Annotated in this window: 17 protein-coding genes; 7 read left to right on the top strand and 10 right to left on the bottom strand. The window is 65.3% G+C overall.

Annotation, left to right across the window (positions count from 1 at the left end; all coding sequences use genetic code 11):
• Positions 1-128 precede the first annotated feature (128 nt).
• The gene (locus tag HNE04_RS17445; RefSeq protein ID WP_172221806.1) at positions 129-728 is read left to right on the top strand and encodes a 2-hydroxychromene-2-carboxylate isomerase; all 600 of its coding nucleotides are present in this window, start codon (positions 129-131) and stop codon (positions 726-728) included.
• A 2-nt stretch (positions 729-730) separates the two neighbouring features.
• On the opposite strand, the gene HNE04_RS17440 is transcribed toward HNE04_RS17445, so the two are convergent.
• From HNE04_RS17440 to HNE04_RS17405, 9 genes are all read right to left on the bottom strand, one after another.
• Entirely contained in the window at positions 731-2,029 is a 1,299-nt protein-coding gene (locus HNE04_RS17440; RefSeq protein WP_172221803.1) for an epoxide hydrolase family protein, read from the bottom strand.
• Between the two features lie 30 nt (positions 2,030-2,059).
• Positions 2,060-2,476 carry an organic hydroperoxide resistance protein gene (locus HNE04_RS17435; RefSeq protein WP_172221800.1) on the bottom strand — a complete coding sequence of 139 codons (417 nt, stop codon included), beginning with the start codon at positions 2,474-2,476 and terminating at the stop codon, positions 2,060-2,062.
• Between the two features lie 41 nt (positions 2,477-2,517).
• Positions 2,518-2,646, bottom strand: a complete 129-nt coding sequence (locus HNE04_RS28320; protein ID WP_268904911.1) for a hypothetical protein — start codon at positions 2,644-2,646, stop codon at positions 2,518-2,520.
• Position 2,647: 1 nt separating this feature from the next.
• Positions 2,648-3,211 (bottom strand): thioredoxin family protein, encoded by a 564-nt coding sequence (locus tag HNE04_RS17430; protein WP_172221797.1) that lies wholly within the window; start codon positions 3,209-3,211, stop codon positions 2,648-2,650.
• A 170-nt stretch (positions 3,212-3,381) separates the two neighbouring features.
• Positions 3,382-4,659 carry a TRAP transporter large permease gene (locus HNE04_RS17425; RefSeq protein WP_172221794.1) on the bottom strand — a complete coding sequence of 426 codons (1,278 nt, stop codon included), beginning with the start codon at positions 4,657-4,659 and terminating at the stop codon, positions 3,382-3,384.
• 16 nt (positions 4,660-4,675) lie between these two features.
• Positions 4,676-5,179: a TRAP transporter small permease gene (locus HNE04_RS17420; RefSeq protein ID WP_235965104.1), complete on the bottom strand. Its 504-nt coding sequence runs from the start codon at positions 5,177-5,179 to the stop codon at positions 4,676-4,678.
• Positions 5,180-5,201: 22 nt separating this feature from the next.
• A complete protein-coding gene (locus HNE04_RS17415) occupies positions 5,202-6,110 on the bottom strand; it encodes an amidohydrolase family protein (protein ID WP_172221791.1) in 909 nt (302 codons plus the stop codon).
• A gap of 10 nt (positions 6,111-6,120) precedes the next feature.
• Positions 6,121-7,104: a TRAP transporter substrate-binding protein gene (locus HNE04_RS17410; protein WP_172221788.1), complete on the bottom strand. Its 984-nt coding sequence runs from the start codon at positions 7,102-7,104 to the stop codon at positions 6,121-6,123.
• A gap of 29 nt (positions 7,105-7,133) precedes the next feature.
• Positions 7,134-8,270, bottom strand: a complete 1,137-nt coding sequence (locus HNE04_RS17405) for an iron-containing alcohol dehydrogenase (RefSeq protein WP_172221785.1) — start codon at positions 8,268-8,270, stop codon at positions 7,134-7,136.
• A 222-nt stretch (positions 8,271-8,492) separates the two neighbouring features.
• Here HNE04_RS17405 and HNE04_RS17400 point away from each other — a divergent pair, with 222 nt between their 5' ends.
• The 5 genes from HNE04_RS17400 to HNE04_RS17380 are packed head-to-tail and all read left to right on the top strand — an operon-like array spanning position 8,493 to position 12,954.
• The gene (locus HNE04_RS17400) at positions 8,493-9,272 is read left to right on the top strand and encodes an enoyl-CoA hydratase/isomerase family protein (protein ID WP_172221782.1); all 780 of its coding nucleotides are present in this window, start codon (positions 8,493-8,495) and stop codon (positions 9,270-9,272) included.
• Between the two features lie 17 nt (positions 9,273-9,289).
• The gene (locus HNE04_RS17395) at positions 9,290-10,513 is read left to right on the top strand and encodes a CaiB/BaiF CoA transferase family protein (RefSeq protein ID WP_172221779.1); all 1,224 of its coding nucleotides are present in this window, start codon (positions 9,290-9,292) and stop codon (positions 10,511-10,513) included.
• A 39-nt stretch (positions 10,514-10,552) separates the two neighbouring features.
• Complete coding sequence (locus tag HNE04_RS17390) at positions 10,553-11,533, top strand: tripartite tricarboxylate transporter substrate binding protein (protein ID WP_172221776.1); 981 nt, start codon at positions 10,553-10,555, stop codon at positions 11,531-11,533.
• A 34-nt stretch (positions 11,534-11,567) separates the two neighbouring features.
• Positions 11,568-12,041: a cupin domain-containing protein gene (locus HNE04_RS17385; RefSeq protein ID WP_172221773.1), complete on the top strand. Its 474-nt coding sequence runs from the start codon at positions 11,568-11,570 to the stop codon at positions 12,039-12,041.
• A 13-nt stretch (positions 12,042-12,054) separates the two neighbouring features.
• Positions 12,055-12,954 carry an amidohydrolase family protein gene (locus HNE04_RS17380; RefSeq protein WP_328700358.1) on the top strand — a complete coding sequence of 300 codons (900 nt, stop codon included), beginning with the start codon at positions 12,055-12,057 and terminating at the stop codon, positions 12,952-12,954.
• On the opposite strand, the gene HNE04_RS17375 is transcribed toward HNE04_RS17380, so the two are convergent.
• Positions 12,942-13,859, bottom strand: a complete 918-nt coding sequence (locus HNE04_RS17375; RefSeq protein ID WP_328700357.1) for a transcriptional regulator GcvA — start codon at positions 13,857-13,859, stop codon at positions 12,942-12,944. The genes HNE04_RS17380 and HNE04_RS17375 overlap by 13 nt on opposite strands.
• 169 nt (positions 13,860-14,028) lie before the next feature.
• Here HNE04_RS17375 and HNE04_RS17370 point away from each other — a divergent pair, with 169 nt between their 5' ends.
• Positions 14,029-15,465, top strand: a complete 1,437-nt coding sequence (locus tag HNE04_RS17370) for an aldehyde dehydrogenase family protein (RefSeq protein WP_172221767.1) — start codon at positions 14,029-14,031, stop codon at positions 15,463-15,465.
• Positions 15,466-15,470: the final 5 nt, after the last annotated feature.

Genomic DNA, 15,470 nt, shown 5'->3' with positions numbered 1-15,470 from the left:
ATGAGGTTTGTATTTCTAAGTATCCGCAGGGCAGAGTACGACACTATGTTTCGTGAAGTTCGAATCGAGAGGGGCTTGGCCAATAGACTCGCCAGCTGCCCATTCCTCACCATAGCCTGGAGAATCCCTTGAGCCGCACCATCGACTACTACTTCGCCCCGCTGAGCCCGTGGACTTACCTTGGGCACGAGCGCTTCACCGCCATCACCAAAGCCGCCGGCGCGACCGTCCACGTTCGGCCTGTCGACATCAACGCGGTCTTCGCGGTCTCCGGCGGCGTACCTCTCGCCCAGAGGCCGGCGCAGCGGCAGGCCTATCGGCTGGTCGAACTCGAGCGCTTCTCCAAGTATCTTGGCGTTCCGATGAATCTTCGGCCGAAGTTCTTTCCGGTTCCGGCGGACCTCGCCGCCAAGCTCATTACGGCGGTCTTCCTGCATGACGGCCAGGACGCCGCGATGCGAATCTCGGGCGCCGTGTTCGCGGCCGTCTGGGCGCAGGACCGGGACATTTCCAACGCCGCGGTGCTGGCCCAGCTCGCCAGCGAGTGCGGATTGCCTGCCGAGCGCAACGAGCAGGCCCTGGGCCCGGAGGTGCAGACGCTGTTCGAGCAGAACACGCGAAAGGCGATCGAAACGCAAATCTTCGGAGCGCCCAGCTACGTCATCGATGGCGAGATCTTCTGGGGCCAGGACCGCCTGGACTTCGTCCAGCGGGCCCTGGCAGGATGACGTCAACGCAGCGACCGAAAAGCGGCCCGCACTTCGGCGCTGAACAGCTGCGGCTCTTCCCAGGCGGCGAAGTGTCCGCCTTTCTCCACGCGGTTGTAGTAGATGAGGTTCGGGTAGGCCCGCTGCGCCCAGCTCTTTGGCGGCTTGTAGACCTCTCCGGGAAAAATCGTCACCGCCGCCGGAATCGAGACAACTGCAGGCTTGTAGCCGCCGGCGCTGCTTTCCCAGTAAATCCGCGCGCTCGAGGTCCCGGTATTCGTGAGCCAGTAGAGCGTGATGTCGTCGAGCATCTCGTCCCGCGTGAGTGATCGCTCCGGTTCGCCGCGGGTGAACACCCAGTCGGCGAACTTGTCATAGAACCAGGCCGCCAGTGCCACCGGCGAGTCGGCCAGGCCGTATCCGATGGTTTGCGGACGCGTCGCCATGATCGACGCGTATCCGAAACCATTCTTGAAGAAGTCCCTGATCTCGCCGAACACCACCCGTTCCTCCGGGCTCAGGCCCGCAGGCGCAGGATCCCCGGCGGCCAGCGCTCTGGCAACCTCGGGCGGGACGGTCGTCGCCCGCTCGATCCTGTTGACGTGAATCCCGAGCAAACCGGGAGGCGCCTGACGGGCCATGGCATCGGTAACGATGGCACCCCAGTCGCCGCCTTGCGACACGTAGCGCGAGTAGCCCAGGCGGGTCATCAGCTCGGCCCAGGCGCGGGCGATGCGCTCGGGGCCCCAGCCAGTGCCCTGCGGCTTTCCCGAGAAGCCATAGCCAGGCAGCGAAGGCAGAACGAGATGGAAGGCGTCTTCGGCCCGGCCGCCATGGGCGGTGGGATCGGTGAGGGGACCGATGACCTTCAGGAGTTCGAAGATCGAACCGGGCCAGCCGTGGGTCATGATCAGCGGCATGGCGTCCGGATGGCGCGAGCGCACGTGTACGAATTGAATGTCGAGCCCGTCGATCTCGGTGATGAACTGGGGCAAGGCATTGAGCTTCGCTTCAGCCTTGCGCCAGTCGTACCCTGTCCCCCAGTAGCGCACGAGTTCCTGGATTTTGTCCAGGCGCACGCCTTGGGATTGATCGGCGACGGTTTCCCGGTCGGGCCATCGCGTCGCCTGCACGCGGCGGCGCAGGTCGATGAGCGCCTCTTGCGCAACGTTGATGCGGAAGGGGCGTATCGCCTTGCCTCCCGTTGGAACGGCGCCAAGGCTCTGGGCAAAGCCCGGGCCTGAGAACGCGCCCACACTCAAGGCGGCTGCCGAAGTGGTCAAAAAGCTGCGCCGGGTGGGCGCTGGAGATGCGGGGGACATGACAGTTCTAATTCGAAGTGAGTAGGTGGGCTAGACGAGGTTGATCACGGCGTCGATGTTCCCGCGCGTGGCCTTGGAATAAGGGCAGGTCTGGTGCGCGGCGTTCACCAGGGTCCGGGCGACTTCGCGATCCAGACCCGGCAGGCTGACGTTCAGGCGAGCCTGCAGGAAGTAGGCGCCGTCGGTTGTGCCCAGGTCGACTTCGGCGTCAACGGCCAGGTCAGCCGGAAGGGCGACCTTCATTTGATGGGCCGCCTTGCCTATCGCGCCAATGAAGCAGGCAGACCAGCCGGCGGCGAACAGCTGCTCAGGATTGGTGCCCGTGCCTGCGGTGCCGGGCGATGACAGCTGGATGTCCAGGCGGCCGTCGGAGCTGCGCGCGGTGCCGTTGCGGCCGCCCGAGGTGCGGGTCTTGCCTGTGTACAGGACTTTTTCGAGTTTGGTCATGGTGTTTCCTTGTTGACGTTGAGGTGAAAAAAATTAGCGGGCTAGCCGCCGCCGCGTTTCCTGGGTTCCGCGGTCTGGCGCGCCGTGATGCATTGGCAGCTGGCCGGATTGCGGACCTCGTGCGCAATGCCGCCTGCGAAAAAGAGCAGGGCCAACCAGAGCTTTTTCATGTCAGCTGCCCGCGGACGATGGTTGCGCCAGCAGCGCCTGGATTCTTTTTTCGGTCTCGCCGTAACTGCCCTCGCCAAAGTGCGAGTACACGATGCGCCCCTGCTTGTCGATCAGGTAGACGGCGGGCCAATAGTGGTTGTTGAAGGCCCGCCAGGTGCCGTAGTTGTTGTCCTGCGCGACGGCGTGCTTGATCTGCAGCCGCTCGATGGCCTTTTGCACGTTCGCGGTCGATTTTTCGAATGCGAACTCCGGCGTGTGCACGCCCACGACGACGAGGCCCTTGTCCTTGTATTTCGCATGCCAGTCCTTGACGTGCGGAAGGTGGTTCAGGCAATTGATGCAGGTGTAGGTCCAGAAATCGACGAGCACGACCTTCCCGCGCAGCTGGTCCATTGCCAGAGGCTCGGAGTTGAGCCATTTGTCGATGTCGCGGAACTGCGGCGCCGGCCGCGCTTCGCCGGCAGGGGCGGCGCCACCAACCGGAGGTGTCGCGGCAATCGTGATAGCCGCGACGCAAGCGGCGATCGCCGCGGCAAGGAGAAGTGCGCCGGATCGGATGTTCATGGTGTGCGTGTTTCCGTTGAAACGTGATGGGTTGATTCGCGGATGGGCGGATTCTTGGCCACAATCCGCCTGTTTGCGCAGAAGGCGTATGCCTCTGTATCTGCGCAAAAAATCAACACACTACGTTTCAATGGAAGCAGCGCTTGGCGGCCGCCGGGGCCGCCACCCGGCTAGCGCAGCCAGCTCGCCGGCACCATCACGAGCTGCGGAAACAGCACGAAGAGGAACATCAGTAAGGTCAGCGACAGCAGGAACGGCCAGACGCCACGGATGACACTGTCCAGGCTGCAGCGGGCGGTTCCCGCTACGACGTTGAGCACGGTGCCTACGGGCGGCGTCAGCAGCCCGATGGCATTGTTCATGATGAACATCACACCGAAGTAGACGGGATCGATCCCGGCCTTGGTGATGATCGGCATCAGTATCGGCGTCATGATCAGCACCGTGGGCATCAGGTCGAGAGCGGTGCCCACGATGATGACCAGGATCATGATGACGAACATCAGCAGGATCTTGTTGTCGACGAACGGATCGAGCAGTTCGGCCACCTGTGCCGGTATGTTGGCGATGGTGATGAGCCAGGCGGACACCAGCGCGCACGCCACCAGGAACAGCACGGTGCTGGAGGTCTTGATGGCCTTGAGGGCGAGGTCAGGCAGCTGGCGCACCCGGAGCTCGCCGTAGACGAACCGGCCCACGACCAGCGCATAGACCACCGCGACCACGGCGGCCTCGGTCGGCGTGAAGGCGCCGATCTTCATTCCGCCGATGATCACGACCGGCAGTATCAGTGCCCAGACTCCGTCGATGAGCGCCTTGCCGAGCTCGCCGGCATCGAACCGGCGCACGGCCACGTTCGGCTCCTTGCGGGCGCACAGCCACCAGGTCGCGGTCAGGGTCAGCGCCATCATGATGCCGGGGAACAGACCTGCCAGGAATAGCTTGGTGATGGAGACCTGCGCGACCACGCCGAAGACGACGATCGCGATTGACGGCGGAATGACCGGGGCAATGATCCCGCCCGCGGCGATCAGGCCCGCGGCGCGTGGCACGTTGTAGCCGGCGTTGCGCATCATCGGAATGAGCAGCGCCGCCACGGCAGCGGTGTCCGCGACCGCCGAGCCCGAGATGCTGGCGACGATGGTGGCCGCGATGATGGCCACGTAGCCGAGACCGCCGCGCACATGGCCCACCATGGCATCGGCCACCGCGACGATTCGCTTGGACAGGCCGCCGGCATTCATCAGCTCGCCGGCCAGCATGAAAAATGGCACCGCCATCAGCGGGTAGTTGTTGACGCCCTCGAGCATGGTCTGCGCGAGGATCTGCGTGTCGAAGTTGCCGAGATGGATCATCAGCGCCACGCCGCAGACCAGCAAGGAAAATGCGATGGGCATGCCGAACGCCATGGCGCCCAGCAGTGAGGTGATGAAAACGACGATGGTCATGTCAATGCTCCTGGGTTCACTCGCCGCTGGCGCCGCCTTCGGGCACCAGTTCGCCGGGCGGCATCACGCCGCTCAGCAACCGCCAAAGCGAATGCAGCAGGATGAGGGCCATGCCGGCGCTGCCGACCAGCAGGCAGGAGTACACGAGGCCGAGAGGGACGCCGGTGACCGGGGCCGCGTCGTCCATGCCCAGCACCACCAGCTTCCAGGCGCCGTGGGCCAGCAGCAGGCAGCACGCCAGTGCGCCCAGGTCCGAGATGCCGCGGCAGATGCGCTGCGCCGTTTCACCCAGGCGGCTGACGATCGTGGTCATGCCCAGGTGGGCGTTGTCCTTCATGACAACCAGGGCACCGATGAGGGTCAGCCACATGAAGATGAAGCGCGAGGCTTCTTCCGAAAAGACAATGCCTGAATTGAAGGCATAGCGCAGGACGACGTTGCCGAAGACCAGTACTACCATGACGGAAATCATGGCAATGAGCAGGGCGTCGACGCCGCGCGCGACAAGGCGGGACATCATGGTTTGTCTCCAGTATTTATTTCTAGATGCGGTAGAAGCGCATCGCATTGGTGCCCCAGACGGCCTGCTGCGCGTTGTCGTCCAGGCCGGAAAGGCCCAGGCCGACGGTGCGCACGAGTTCGGCCATCGAAACGCGTAATCCCGAGACGGGCAGGTTGCTGGCGAACATGCAGCGCTGCCAGCCGAAGGTCGCCACGGTCTCGCGGACCACGGCTGCGTTCGACTGTGTGTCCCAAGGGGCCCCGGGCAGCCCGAATTCGGACAGCTTCACGTGAACGTTGGGCAACTTGGCCAGCGCTTCCATTCCCTTGCGCCACATATCCAGGCCGGTTGGGCTGCGGTCCCAGGGCAGGCCCGCGTGCTCCAGCACGATCGGGAGTGCGGGGAACTGGGCGGCGGCTTCGGCTGCTTCCTCCAGATGCCAGTACGGCACCCGCAGATCCCAGGACAGCCCGTGCTTCACAAGCAGCTCCAGCCCGCGCAGCCAGGCCGGATCCTGCAGCGATCCGCCCGCCTCGCGGACAGAAATGCCAGGGTGTTTGGCAGTCACCGGCTTGCAGCGGACGCCCCGCACCAGCGGCCAGGCGGCCTGTTCGCGCATTTGCTCGTCCGCGTCGCTCGCGCCAAAATCCACGTGCGCGACCACAGCGTTGGGGAAGCCGTGGGAGACGTTCACCTTGTGCAGCCAAGCCGTTTCGGCCAGCGACTCGGCGCGATGGCGTTCCGCTTCGACATGTACCGTGGCCTTGATCGCAAGCCCTTCGGTGCGCAGCCGGTAGGCTCGCGGCCCGAAGTCCTGCCTGATCGCTGAATAGTCGCCCAGGAAGAAGGCCGCCGGGTCGTAGCCTTCCTGCAGCCAGGGATAACGCCCATCTGCGAGCTGCCACAGGTGATGGTGGGCATCGACGATGGCAGGAGGAAGGGAATGCATGGCGCGACGCTCAGTGCTGTTGATCGATGGCCGTGAGGACGGCCTCGCCGTTCTTCTGGGCATAAAGCTTGCGCGTTTCGTCCTTCACCACTTTGCGGATGCTCGCCAGATCGGGAGTCTCGTTGACCTGCATGCCCTTGGCGCGCAACTGGGCGATGGCATCTTTCTCGGTATCGGCGTTCAGCTTGCGCTGGAAGCTGGCCGCCGCCAGAGCCTCTTCGAGCATGACTTTCTGGTATTCGGGCTTCAGCGAATCGAACCTGGCCTTGTTCATCAGCACCACCAGCGGGGTATAGGCGTGGCGCGTGAGTGACAAGTACTTTTGGACCTCGTACATTTTGGCGGAGAGCAGCAGGGTTGGCGGGTTCTCCTGGCCGTCCACCGCACCGGATTCGAGTGCGCCGAAGACCTCGGCGAAAGGCATGGGCTGCGGATTGGCACCAAGCAGCTGGAAGGCCTTCAGGTGCGAGGGATTGGGCGTCGTCCGGATCTTCAGCCCCTTGATATCGTCGGCGCCATTGATCGGGCGCTTGTTGTTGCTGAGGCTCCTGAAGCCGATTTCCCAAAATGCCAGACCCTTGATCTGGTGCGCTGACAGTTCCTCCAGCAGCGTGCGGCCCACGTTGCCGTCGAGTACCCGGTAGGCGTGCTGGGCATCGTTGAACTGGTAGGGCAGATCGAGCGCATTGAGCTTCGGCGCCAGGCCCGTCACGAAGGGATTGCCGGTCGCGCCGATGTCGATGGTGCCGCTGCGCACGCCGGTCACCAGCGACACGTCGTTGCCGAGCTGGCTGTTGGCGAAAACCTGGATCTCCACGCCACCTTGCGTGCGTTCTTTCACGCGTTTGCTGAATTCAAGCGCCGCCTTGTGCTGGGAGTCGGTCTCGGGCACCGTGTGGCTGAAGCGAAGCTTCACTGGCGCCTGGGCCGTGGCAAAGCCCGTTGCGAGCGCGAGCAGCGCCGCCAGGATGCCGTGTTTGAGATGCGTGTTCATGGTTTTGTCTCCTGTGGTGAATGGGTGTCTTACATGGATGAGGCGAGCATGTCCTCGTAATCCTGCGCGCTGGCCAGCCGGGGATTGGTCTTGTGGCAGTGATCGGCGAGGGCGCCTTCGATGATCTTGGGGAACAGGTCGCGTGGCACGTCCAGCGCGCTCAGCCCGGCGGGCAGGCCCAGGCGGCGATTCATGTCTGCAATCGCGGGCGCCACGGCCGCGGCACCCGGGACGCCCATGGCTTGTGCCATGCGTTCCAGCCGCTCCTCGCGCACGATGGAAGGCGCACTCGCGTTGAAGCGGATGACCGCTGGCAAGAAGATGGCGTTGAGCGTTCCGTGGTGCAGCCGCGGGCTCAAGCCACCCAGCGAATGGCTGAGGCTGTGGACACAGCCCAGTCCCTTCTGGAAGGCCAGTGCGCCTTGCATCGAGGCGCTCATCATGTTGAGCCGCGCCTCACGGTCGCCGGGTGACGCCGTGGCGGTTTCGATGTGCTTCCAGGCCCGGCGCAGGCCGTCCAGCGCGATGCCGTCGGCCGGCGGATTGAAGGCGGGCGCCATGAAGGTTTCCATGCAGTGCGCGATGGCGTCCATGCCCGTCGCCGCCGTCAGCAGTGGCGGCAGGCCCAAAGTCAGCTCCGGGTCGCAGATCGCCACCCGGGGCACCAGGTAAGGAGAGAGCACACCGACTTTGCGGCCGTCGTCCAGGATCAGGACGGCGCCGCGGCCCACTTCGCTGCCGGTGCCGGCGGTGGTGGGTACGGCGATGACGGGGGCCGTCGCCGCTGTGATCCGCGCCGCGCCGCCTTCGATGGCGGCGAACGACTTCAAAGGACCCTCGTGCGTCGCGCAGACCGCGACGCCCTTGGCCAGGTCGATCGGCGAGCCGCCGCCCACGGCGATGACTCCATCGCAACGATGCTCCCGATACAGGGCCACGGCCTGGCGCATGGCGCGCTCGGTCGGGTTGGAGGGCGTGCCGTCGAACACGACGAAGCTGCCGGGGTCGAGCAGTGAAGTGACGCGGTCGAGGATGCCGGCCGCCGCGACGCCGGCGTCGGTGACGACCAGCGGCCGTCGGATGCCGATGCGCTGGCATTCCTGCGCAATCAGGCTCACCGCGCCGAAGTCGATCTGGATCTGGGTGATGTAGTTGATGAGGGCCATAAGGGGGTCTTTCGTGAGTCGCATCGATGCTTGGCGGGATGGAGTGTAGGAACCGGTTTCGGCGCGCACAACGTGGATTTAGTTGAAGCCTGCCCAAGAAATATTCACAAGCGCGTGACGCGAGTTTTTCTTGAAGCCCGGCTTAGTTTTTATCGTTTGGCTTATGCACACGGCCTCCCTAGACTCCGTCCGGTCCTCACCCAAAAACGCACCGGATCCACCATGCTGCAACCCATCCTTGTCGAACGCGAAGACCGCGTCGCGACCGTCACGCTCAACAATCCGTCCAAGCTCAACGCCATGAACCTCGACATGTGGCAGGGGATGGGCGATGCCTTCGCGCAGCTGTCGGCAGATGACTCGCTGCGCTGCATCGTCCTGCGTGGTGCAGGCGAAAAGGCGTTCTCGGCCGGCGCGGACATCGAGGAATTTCCGCGCACTCGGCTCAGTGCCGCCCGGGCCCGCGAGTACGCCCAGACCACCCACGCTGCGATGCAGGCCGTCGCCACGAGCCGGCATCCGACGGTGGCGTTGATCCAGGGCGCCTGCGTCGGCGGCGGCCTGGAGATCGCATCCATGTGCGACCTGCGCATCTGCGGTGCTTCCAGCACCTTCGGCGTCCCGGTCAATCGGCTCGGTCTCGTGATGTCCTATGGTGAGCTCAGCGGGCTGGTCGCCCTGGCCGGCAGCGCCGTCGCCCTGGAGATCGTGCTGGAGGGCCGTGTGTTCGACGCCCAGGAAGCGTTGGCCAAGCGCCTGGTGAACAGGATCGCCGCAGACGCCGAAGTCCTCGCCCAGGCCTACGCCACGGCCCGGCGGATCTCGCACGGCGCGCCCCTGGCGGCGCGCTGGCACAAGCAGTTCGTGCGACGGCTGGCCGATCCGCAGCCGCTGCGCACCGAGGAGCTGGACCAGGCCTACGACTGCTTCGACACCGAAGACTTTCGCATCGGCTACCAGGCATTCCTGGCCAAGGCCAAGCCGGCCTTCATCGGCAAGTAACCTCAAAGGAACATCACGTGACGCTTCCCCTTTCCGGCATCAAGGTCCTCGACGTCAGCCAGATCATGGCCGGCCCCTTTTGCTGCATGCTGCTCGGCGACATGGGCGCCGACGTCATCAAGGTCGAGACGCCCGGGGTCGGTGACCAGACCCGCAAGGCCATGGGATTCCGGCTCAAGGGCGCGGACAGCGCCGGCTTTCTCGCGCTCAACCGCAACAAGCGCAGCGTTGAGCTGGACCTGAAGAATCCAGCCGGGCTGGAAGCCTTCTACGAACTGGTGAAGCAGGCCGACGTGCTGGTCGAGAACAACCGCCCCGGCGTCGTGGCCCGGCTGAAGATCGACTATCCGACACTGCGCGCGATCAACCCGCGACTGGTCTACGCCAGCATCTCCGGCTTTGGCCAGACCGGCCCCTGGGCCAAGCGGCCGGGGCTGGACCTGATCGCGCAGGCCATGAGCGGGGTCATGAGCGTCATGGGCCATCCCGATTCGCCGCCGGTGAAGTCCAGCGTGCCGCTGGCCGATCTCGGCGCCGGCCTGTTCGCAGCCTACGGGATCCTGAGCGCCGTGATCGGCCGCGGCATCAGCGGCCAGGGCCAGCATGTCGACGCCTCCTTGTTCGAGACGGCGATGAGCCTCTCGGTCTGGGAGTCGGCCGAGTACTGGGGCACCGGTGAGTTGCCGGTGCCCATAGGAAGCGCCAACCGGATGAGCTCGCCTTACCAGGCGGTGCGCGCATCGGATCGCCACTTCGTGATCGGCGCCGCGAACCAGAAGCTCTGGAAGGCCTTATGCGAAGTGATCGGGCGCGAGGACCTGGTGCAGGACGCGCGCTTCACCGACAACGTGGCGCGCATCCGCAACCGGGTCGTGCTGATCGAAGAACTCGAACGTGAGTTCAAGCGCCGCACCGCCGACGAATGGGTCGATGCGCTGCTCGGCGCCGGCGTGCCCGCAGGGCCGATCTACAACTATGCCGAAGCGCTGGGCAGCGAGCAGGCCAAGGCCCGCAACATGGTGCTGGAGATCGACCATCCGGTCGAGGGCCCGGTCAAGGTCCTGGGCTTTCCCGTCAAGCTCAGCGGGACACCGCAGAAAGTGCGCCACGCGGCGCCCCTGCTGGGCCAGCACACGGAACAAGTGCTGGGCGAATTCGGTTTCAGCGAAGAGCGCATCGAAGCCGCCCGGGCCGCCGGCGCATTCGGCGCGGCGGCCGCCACCGCCGAACCCGCGGTCTAGCGGCGTTTTCCATATCCACCTACCAAGACAGGAGACTCCATGCGATTCATCAACCTATCCCGGCGCAGGCAGCTGATGCTGGCCGCCGCAGCCGTGGCGGCTCTGGCCAGCCCGGTGTTCGCCCAGACCGGCACCTACCCCTCGCGCAACATCGAGCTGGTCGTTCCATGGCAGGCGGGCGGTGGCGCCGATGTGGTGGGACGCGCGTTCGCCGCCGCCGTCGCGCGTCACCTGCCGCAGCCCGTGGTCGTGATCAACAGGCCCGGCGCCAGTGGCGTGCTGGGACTCGGCGAGGTCGTGAATGCCAAGCCGGACGGGCACAAGATCGTCCTGTCGTCGACCGAGCTCACCTTCCTCAACCACCTGGGCCTGGCCAAGTTTTCCTACAAGGACCTGAGGCCGATCGCGCGCCTCAATGCCGACCCGGCCGCCGTGGTCGTCAGGTCCGACGCGCCCTATGCCACCCTGGAGCAATTCCTCGCGGCGGCGCGCAAGCCGGACGCGAACATCAGGGTGGGGGACGCCGGCCGTGGTTCAACCTGGCACATGGCCGCCGCCGCGCTGGCTGAAAAGACCGGCGCAAGCTTCAACCACATTCCCTATGCCGGCGGCGCCCCTGCCGTGCTGGCCCTGCTGGGCGGGCATATCGACGCCGTGACGGTGAGCACTGCCGAAGTCGCGACCCATGTCGCCGGGGGCAAGCTGAAAGTGCTGGCGGTGATGGCCGACCGGCGGGTCGCCGGATTCGAGAACGTGCCCACGCTGAAGGAACGCAACATCGATCTGTCCATGGGCATCTGGCGCGGGCTTTCCGCGCCACGCAACACGCCCAACGAGGTGATCGACGTCCTGAAGGTCGCTGTCGAGAAGGCGATGAAGGAGCCCCTCATGCGCGAGACGCTGGAGAAGCTGCACTTCAGCACCGATACCTACGCCGACGACACCGTGCTCGAAGCCGTGATGGCCCGCGAGAGCGCGCAGTTCAAGGCCCTGGCTACCCGGCTGCAACTCGCCAATTGATTTTCCCCAACCACCAATGACAGGAGATAGCACCATGAACAACTTCCCGACCCAGGCAGCGCGCGCGCTGTGCGGCACCTTGCTTCTGGCCGCCTGCGCGCTGCCGGCGCTGGCGCACAACGAGGTCGCCCCTCCCGACATTTCCTTCAAGCCGGGCGACGTGACCTACAAGATGAATCCTGCCTCGCCGTCGCAGAGCGCGGTGCTGTACGGCGACCCGACCAAGGCGGGCCTGTACATCCTGCGGGTGCGGATCCCGGCCAACACCAAGCTGCCGGTGCACACCCATCCCGACAAGGTTCGCATCGTCTCCATCGTTTCGGGAACGCTCTACTTCGGCTACGGCGACAAGTTCGAGGAATCCAAGCTCATCGCCTACCCGGCGGGCTCGCTGTTCAAGGAGCCGATCGAGGCGCCGCACTACTCCTGGACCAAGGAAGGCGAAGTGATCTGCGACGTGATCGGCATCGGTCCCTCGTCGACGACGCTGGTGCCGGCGCGTCACTGAGGAAGATGGCCACGTGACTGGGGCGCTGCCCTTCATCGACGCGCACCAGCACTTCTGGGATCTGGATGCGAATCCCCATCCGTGGCTGCAGGGCGAGGAGGTGCCGAATTTCCGCTACGGCGATTATTCGGCGCTCAAGCGCAACTACCTGCCGCAGGACTTCAGGCGCGACACCGCTGGTTTCGCCCCGGCGGCGACAGTTCACATCGAGGCGGAGTGGGCACGAGATCAGCCGGTGCGGGAAACGCAATGGCTCACGGCGCTGGCGCGGCCCGGGCTGCCGGGCGCGATCGTGGCCCACGCAACGCTCGATCGCGCGGATGTGGCCGACGTGCTTCGCGCGCAGGCGGCGTTCCCGCTGGTTCGAGGCATTCGCCACAAACCGGTGGTGAGCGCGACGCCGGCCGCCGCGCGCCGCGGGCTGGCCGGCTCCATGGACTGCGAAACCTGGCGCTCGGGCTACGCGCTGCTGGCCCGGCACGGCCTGTCGTTCGACCTGCAGGCGCCCTGGTGGAACCTGGACCAGGCCGCCGATCTGGCACGGGACTTTTCCGAAACGACCATCATCATCAATCACACCGGCTTGCCCGCGGACCGCAGCGAGCAGGGACTTGGTAGTTGGCGCAAAGCCCTGGACCGGGTGGCCAGGCAACCAAACGTCAACCTGAAAATCTCGGGCCTGGGGTTGCCGGGCAGGGCGTGGTCGCAAGCCGACAACGTGCCCGTCATTCGTGACGCCATCGCCATCTTCGGCGTGCATCGCTGCATGTTCGCCAGCAACTTCCCCGTCGACAGACTGGTTGCGGACTACGCCACCATCCTGAGTGGCTTCAGGGCCGCCATCGCGGATCGGCCCGAATCGGATCAGGCCAAGCTGCTGCACGACAATGCAGCGCGCATCTACCGGCTCTGAGCCAGATCGCCGGCGACTTCCTGGCGCACCCATTCGACGAATGCGCGGATGCGCAAGTCGTTGACCCGCTCCTGCGGATAGACGACGAAATAGGAAAACTCGACCGGCAGGCTGATCTCGAATGGCTTGACCAGCAGGCCGTTGGCCAGGTCCTTGACCACCCAGTTCTTCTTGGCCAGGGCGACCCCCAGGCCGTCGATGGCCGCATTGATCACCAGATGGCTGGGCCAGAACGAGGGGCCGCGCGTCGCATCGACGTCTTTGACGCCGGCATGCTTGAGCCACATCGCCCAGTTGGGATTGCTCACGTCGGTGTATGTGCTGTCGTCGTGCAGCAGGGTGTGATGCTTGAGGTCGGATGGCTCGCGCAGGGGGTGGGCGCCGCGCATCAGCGCCGGGCTGCAAACCGGGAACACCTCCACCGGAAGGCACAGCTCGGAGATCAGGCCGGGATAGTTGCCGCGCCCGTAGCGGATCGCCAGGTCGAAGTCGTCCCGGGTGAAATCGATCGACTCGTTGGAGGTCGACACTTTCAGGTCGATCTCGGGGTGCACCTTCATGAAGCGTTCCATGCGCGGGATCAGCCACTTGACCGCGAACGTAGGCGGCAGGTTCACCCGCAGCGCCGGCAGCCCCTGGGTCTGCAGCTGGTGCGTGGCGTGGACAAGTTGCTTGAACGCCTCCTGGACCCCCGGCAAGTAGGCCTTGCCCGCGGCCGTGAGCGCGAGCGACTTGGCGTCGCGGGTGAACAGCGCGATGCCCAGGCTTTCTTCCAGCGTCTTGATCTGGTGGCTGACGGCCGACGGCGTGACGAAAAGCTCTTCGGCGGCCCGCGTGAAGCTCAGGTGCCTCGCGGCGACCTCGAAAGCCCTCAACGGATTAAGGGGTGGTATCTGGCGCGCCACTGCAGTCTCCTTGTAGGTCCCGCGGCTCGAAGCGCACGAACGCGGTCTGTTCCCGATTTTACGGCGCAGTCCCTGCCCGGGCACCAGGGATGACTTCAAGATTTTCTTCGCTGCTGCCGTAGAAAATCTCGCTTGCGGCGAAGTAGCGCGCGTCCCTAGACTCCCGGCCATGCAACACCACAAGAATTTCATTGGCGGCGAATGGGCCGCGGGCACGAGCGACGTCCCCAACATCAATCCTTCCAACATGCTCGACGTGATCGGGCACTATGACCATGCCGATGCGTCGCAGGTGGAACGTGCGATCGCCGCCGCGGCACAGGCGGCCCCTTCCTGGGCCGTGAGCAACCCGCAGTCCAGGGCCGACGCCTTGGACCGGGTCGGCTCTGAAATCCTGGCGCGCAAGGAGGAGCTCGGTGAACTGCTCGCCCGCGAAGAAGGCAAGACGCGGCCGGAGGGCATAGGCGAAGTTGCGCGTGCCGGTGCGATTTTCAAGTTCTATGCGCAGGAGTGCCTGCGGCTGCGCGGCGACAAACTGGCGTCCGTCCGGCCGGGCATCGACGTGGAGGTCACGCGCGAGCCGGTGGGCGTCGTCGGCATCATCGCGCCCTGGAATTTCCCCATCGCCATCCCGGCCTGGAAGATCGCTCCGGCGCTGGCCTTCGGCAATAGCGTGGTATTCAAGCCGGCCGAGCTGGTGCCGGCCAGCGCCTGGGCCCTTGCCGAGATCATCGGCCGGGCGGGTTTGCCTTCGGGGGTGTTCAACCTGGTGATGGGGCGCGGAGCCGTCGTCGGCCAGGCCCTGCTGGACGATCCCAGGGTGGACGCCATCAGCTTCACAGGCTCGACCGCCACGGGGGCGAAGGTGGCTCAAGCCGCGATCGGCCGCATGGCCAAGGTGCAGATCGAGATGGGCGGCAAGAACCCGCTGGTGGTCCTGGATGACGCGGACCTGGACGTCGCCGTGCATTGCGCGTTGCAAGGCGCGTTCTTCTCGACCGGGCAGCGCTGCACGGCCTCCAGCCGGCTGATCGTCGGCAAGGGAATTCATTCCCGCTTCGTCGCTGCGTTGACCGAAAAGCTGGCCGCACTGCGAGTGGACGACGCGCTGAAGGCCGGCACCGATATCGGCCCGGTGGTGGACCAGCTGCAGCTCGACCAGGACATCGACTACATCCGCATCGGGCGCGAGGAAGGCGCCCGGCTGGCCGTCGGCGGGCAACTGGTGAAGCGCGATACGCCCGGCTTCTACCTGACGCCGGCGTTGTTCACGGATTGCAGCAACGAGATGCGCATCAGCCGGGAGGAAATCTTCGGTCCGGTGGCCTGCGTGATCCCGGCCGACAGTTACGAGCACGCGCTCGATCTGGCCAACGACACGCCGTTCGGCTTGTCCAGCGGCATCTGCACCCAGTCGCTCAAGCACGCCACCCACTACAAGCGTCACGCCCAGGCCGGGATGGTGATGGTCAACACCCCCACGGCGGGTGTCGACTACCACGTGCCATTCGGCGGACGCAAGGGCTCCAGCTATGGCTCGCGGGAGCAGGGCAGTTACGCCGCCGAATTCTTCACCACCGTCAAGACTTCCTACTGCGCTGCCTGATTCGC

Origin of the sequence: Caenimonas soli (genome assembly GCF_013155545.1) — a bacterium.
Lineage (GTDB): Bacteria > Pseudomonadota > Gammaproteobacteria > Burkholderiales > Burkholderiaceae_C > Ramlibacter > Ramlibacter soli.
Note: the sequence above shows the minus strand (reverse complement) of the source record. Positions and strands in the feature narration are given on the sequence as shown.

Coding starts and splice junctions, on each gene's coding strand:
- HNE04_RS17440 (WP_172221803.1), bottom strand. CDS start 2,029: ATGTCCCCCGCATCTCCAGCGCCCACCCGGCGCAGCTTTTTGACCACT.
- HNE04_RS17435 (WP_172221800.1), bottom strand. CDS start 2,476: ATGACCAAACTCGAAAAAGTCCTGTACACAGGCAAGACCCGCACCTCG.
- HNE04_RS28320 (WP_268904911.1), bottom strand. CDS start 2,646: ATGAAAAAGCTCTGGTTGGCCCTGCTCTTTTTCGCAGGCGGCATTGCG.
- HNE04_RS17430 (WP_172221797.1), bottom strand. CDS start 3,211: ATGAACATCCGATCCGGCGCACTTCTCCTTGCCGCGGCGATCGCCGCT.
- HNE04_RS17425 (WP_172221794.1), bottom strand. CDS start 4,659: ATGACCATCGTCGTTTTCATCACCTCACTGCTGGGCGCCATGGCGTTC.
- HNE04_RS17420 (WP_235965104.1), bottom strand. CDS start 5,179: ATGATGTCCCGCCTTGTCGCGCGCGGCGTCGACGCCCTGCTCATTGCC.
- HNE04_RS17415 (WP_172221791.1), bottom strand. CDS start 6,110: ATGCATTCCCTTCCTCCTGCCATCGTCGATGCCCACCATCACCTGTGG.
- HNE04_RS17410 (WP_172221788.1), bottom strand. CDS start 7,104: ATGAACACGCATCTCAAACACGGCATCCTGGCGGCGCTGCTCGCGCTC.
- HNE04_RS17405 (WP_172221785.1), bottom strand. CDS start 8,270: ATGGCCCTCATCAACTACATCACCCAGATCCAGATCGACTTCGGCGCG.
- HNE04_RS17400 (WP_172221782.1), top strand. CDS start 8,493: ATGCTGCAACCCATCCTTGTCGAACGCGAAGACCGCGTCGCGACCGTC.
- HNE04_RS17390 (WP_172221776.1), top strand. CDS start 10,553: ATGCGATTCATCAACCTATCCCGGCGCAGGCAGCTGATGCTGGCCGCC.
- HNE04_RS17385 (WP_172221773.1), top strand. CDS start 11,568: ATGAACAACTTCCCGACCCAGGCAGCGCGCGCGCTGTGCGGCACCTTG.
- HNE04_RS17370 (WP_172221767.1), top strand. CDS start 14,029: ATGCAACACCACAAGAATTTCATTGGCGGCGAATGGGCCGCGGGCACG.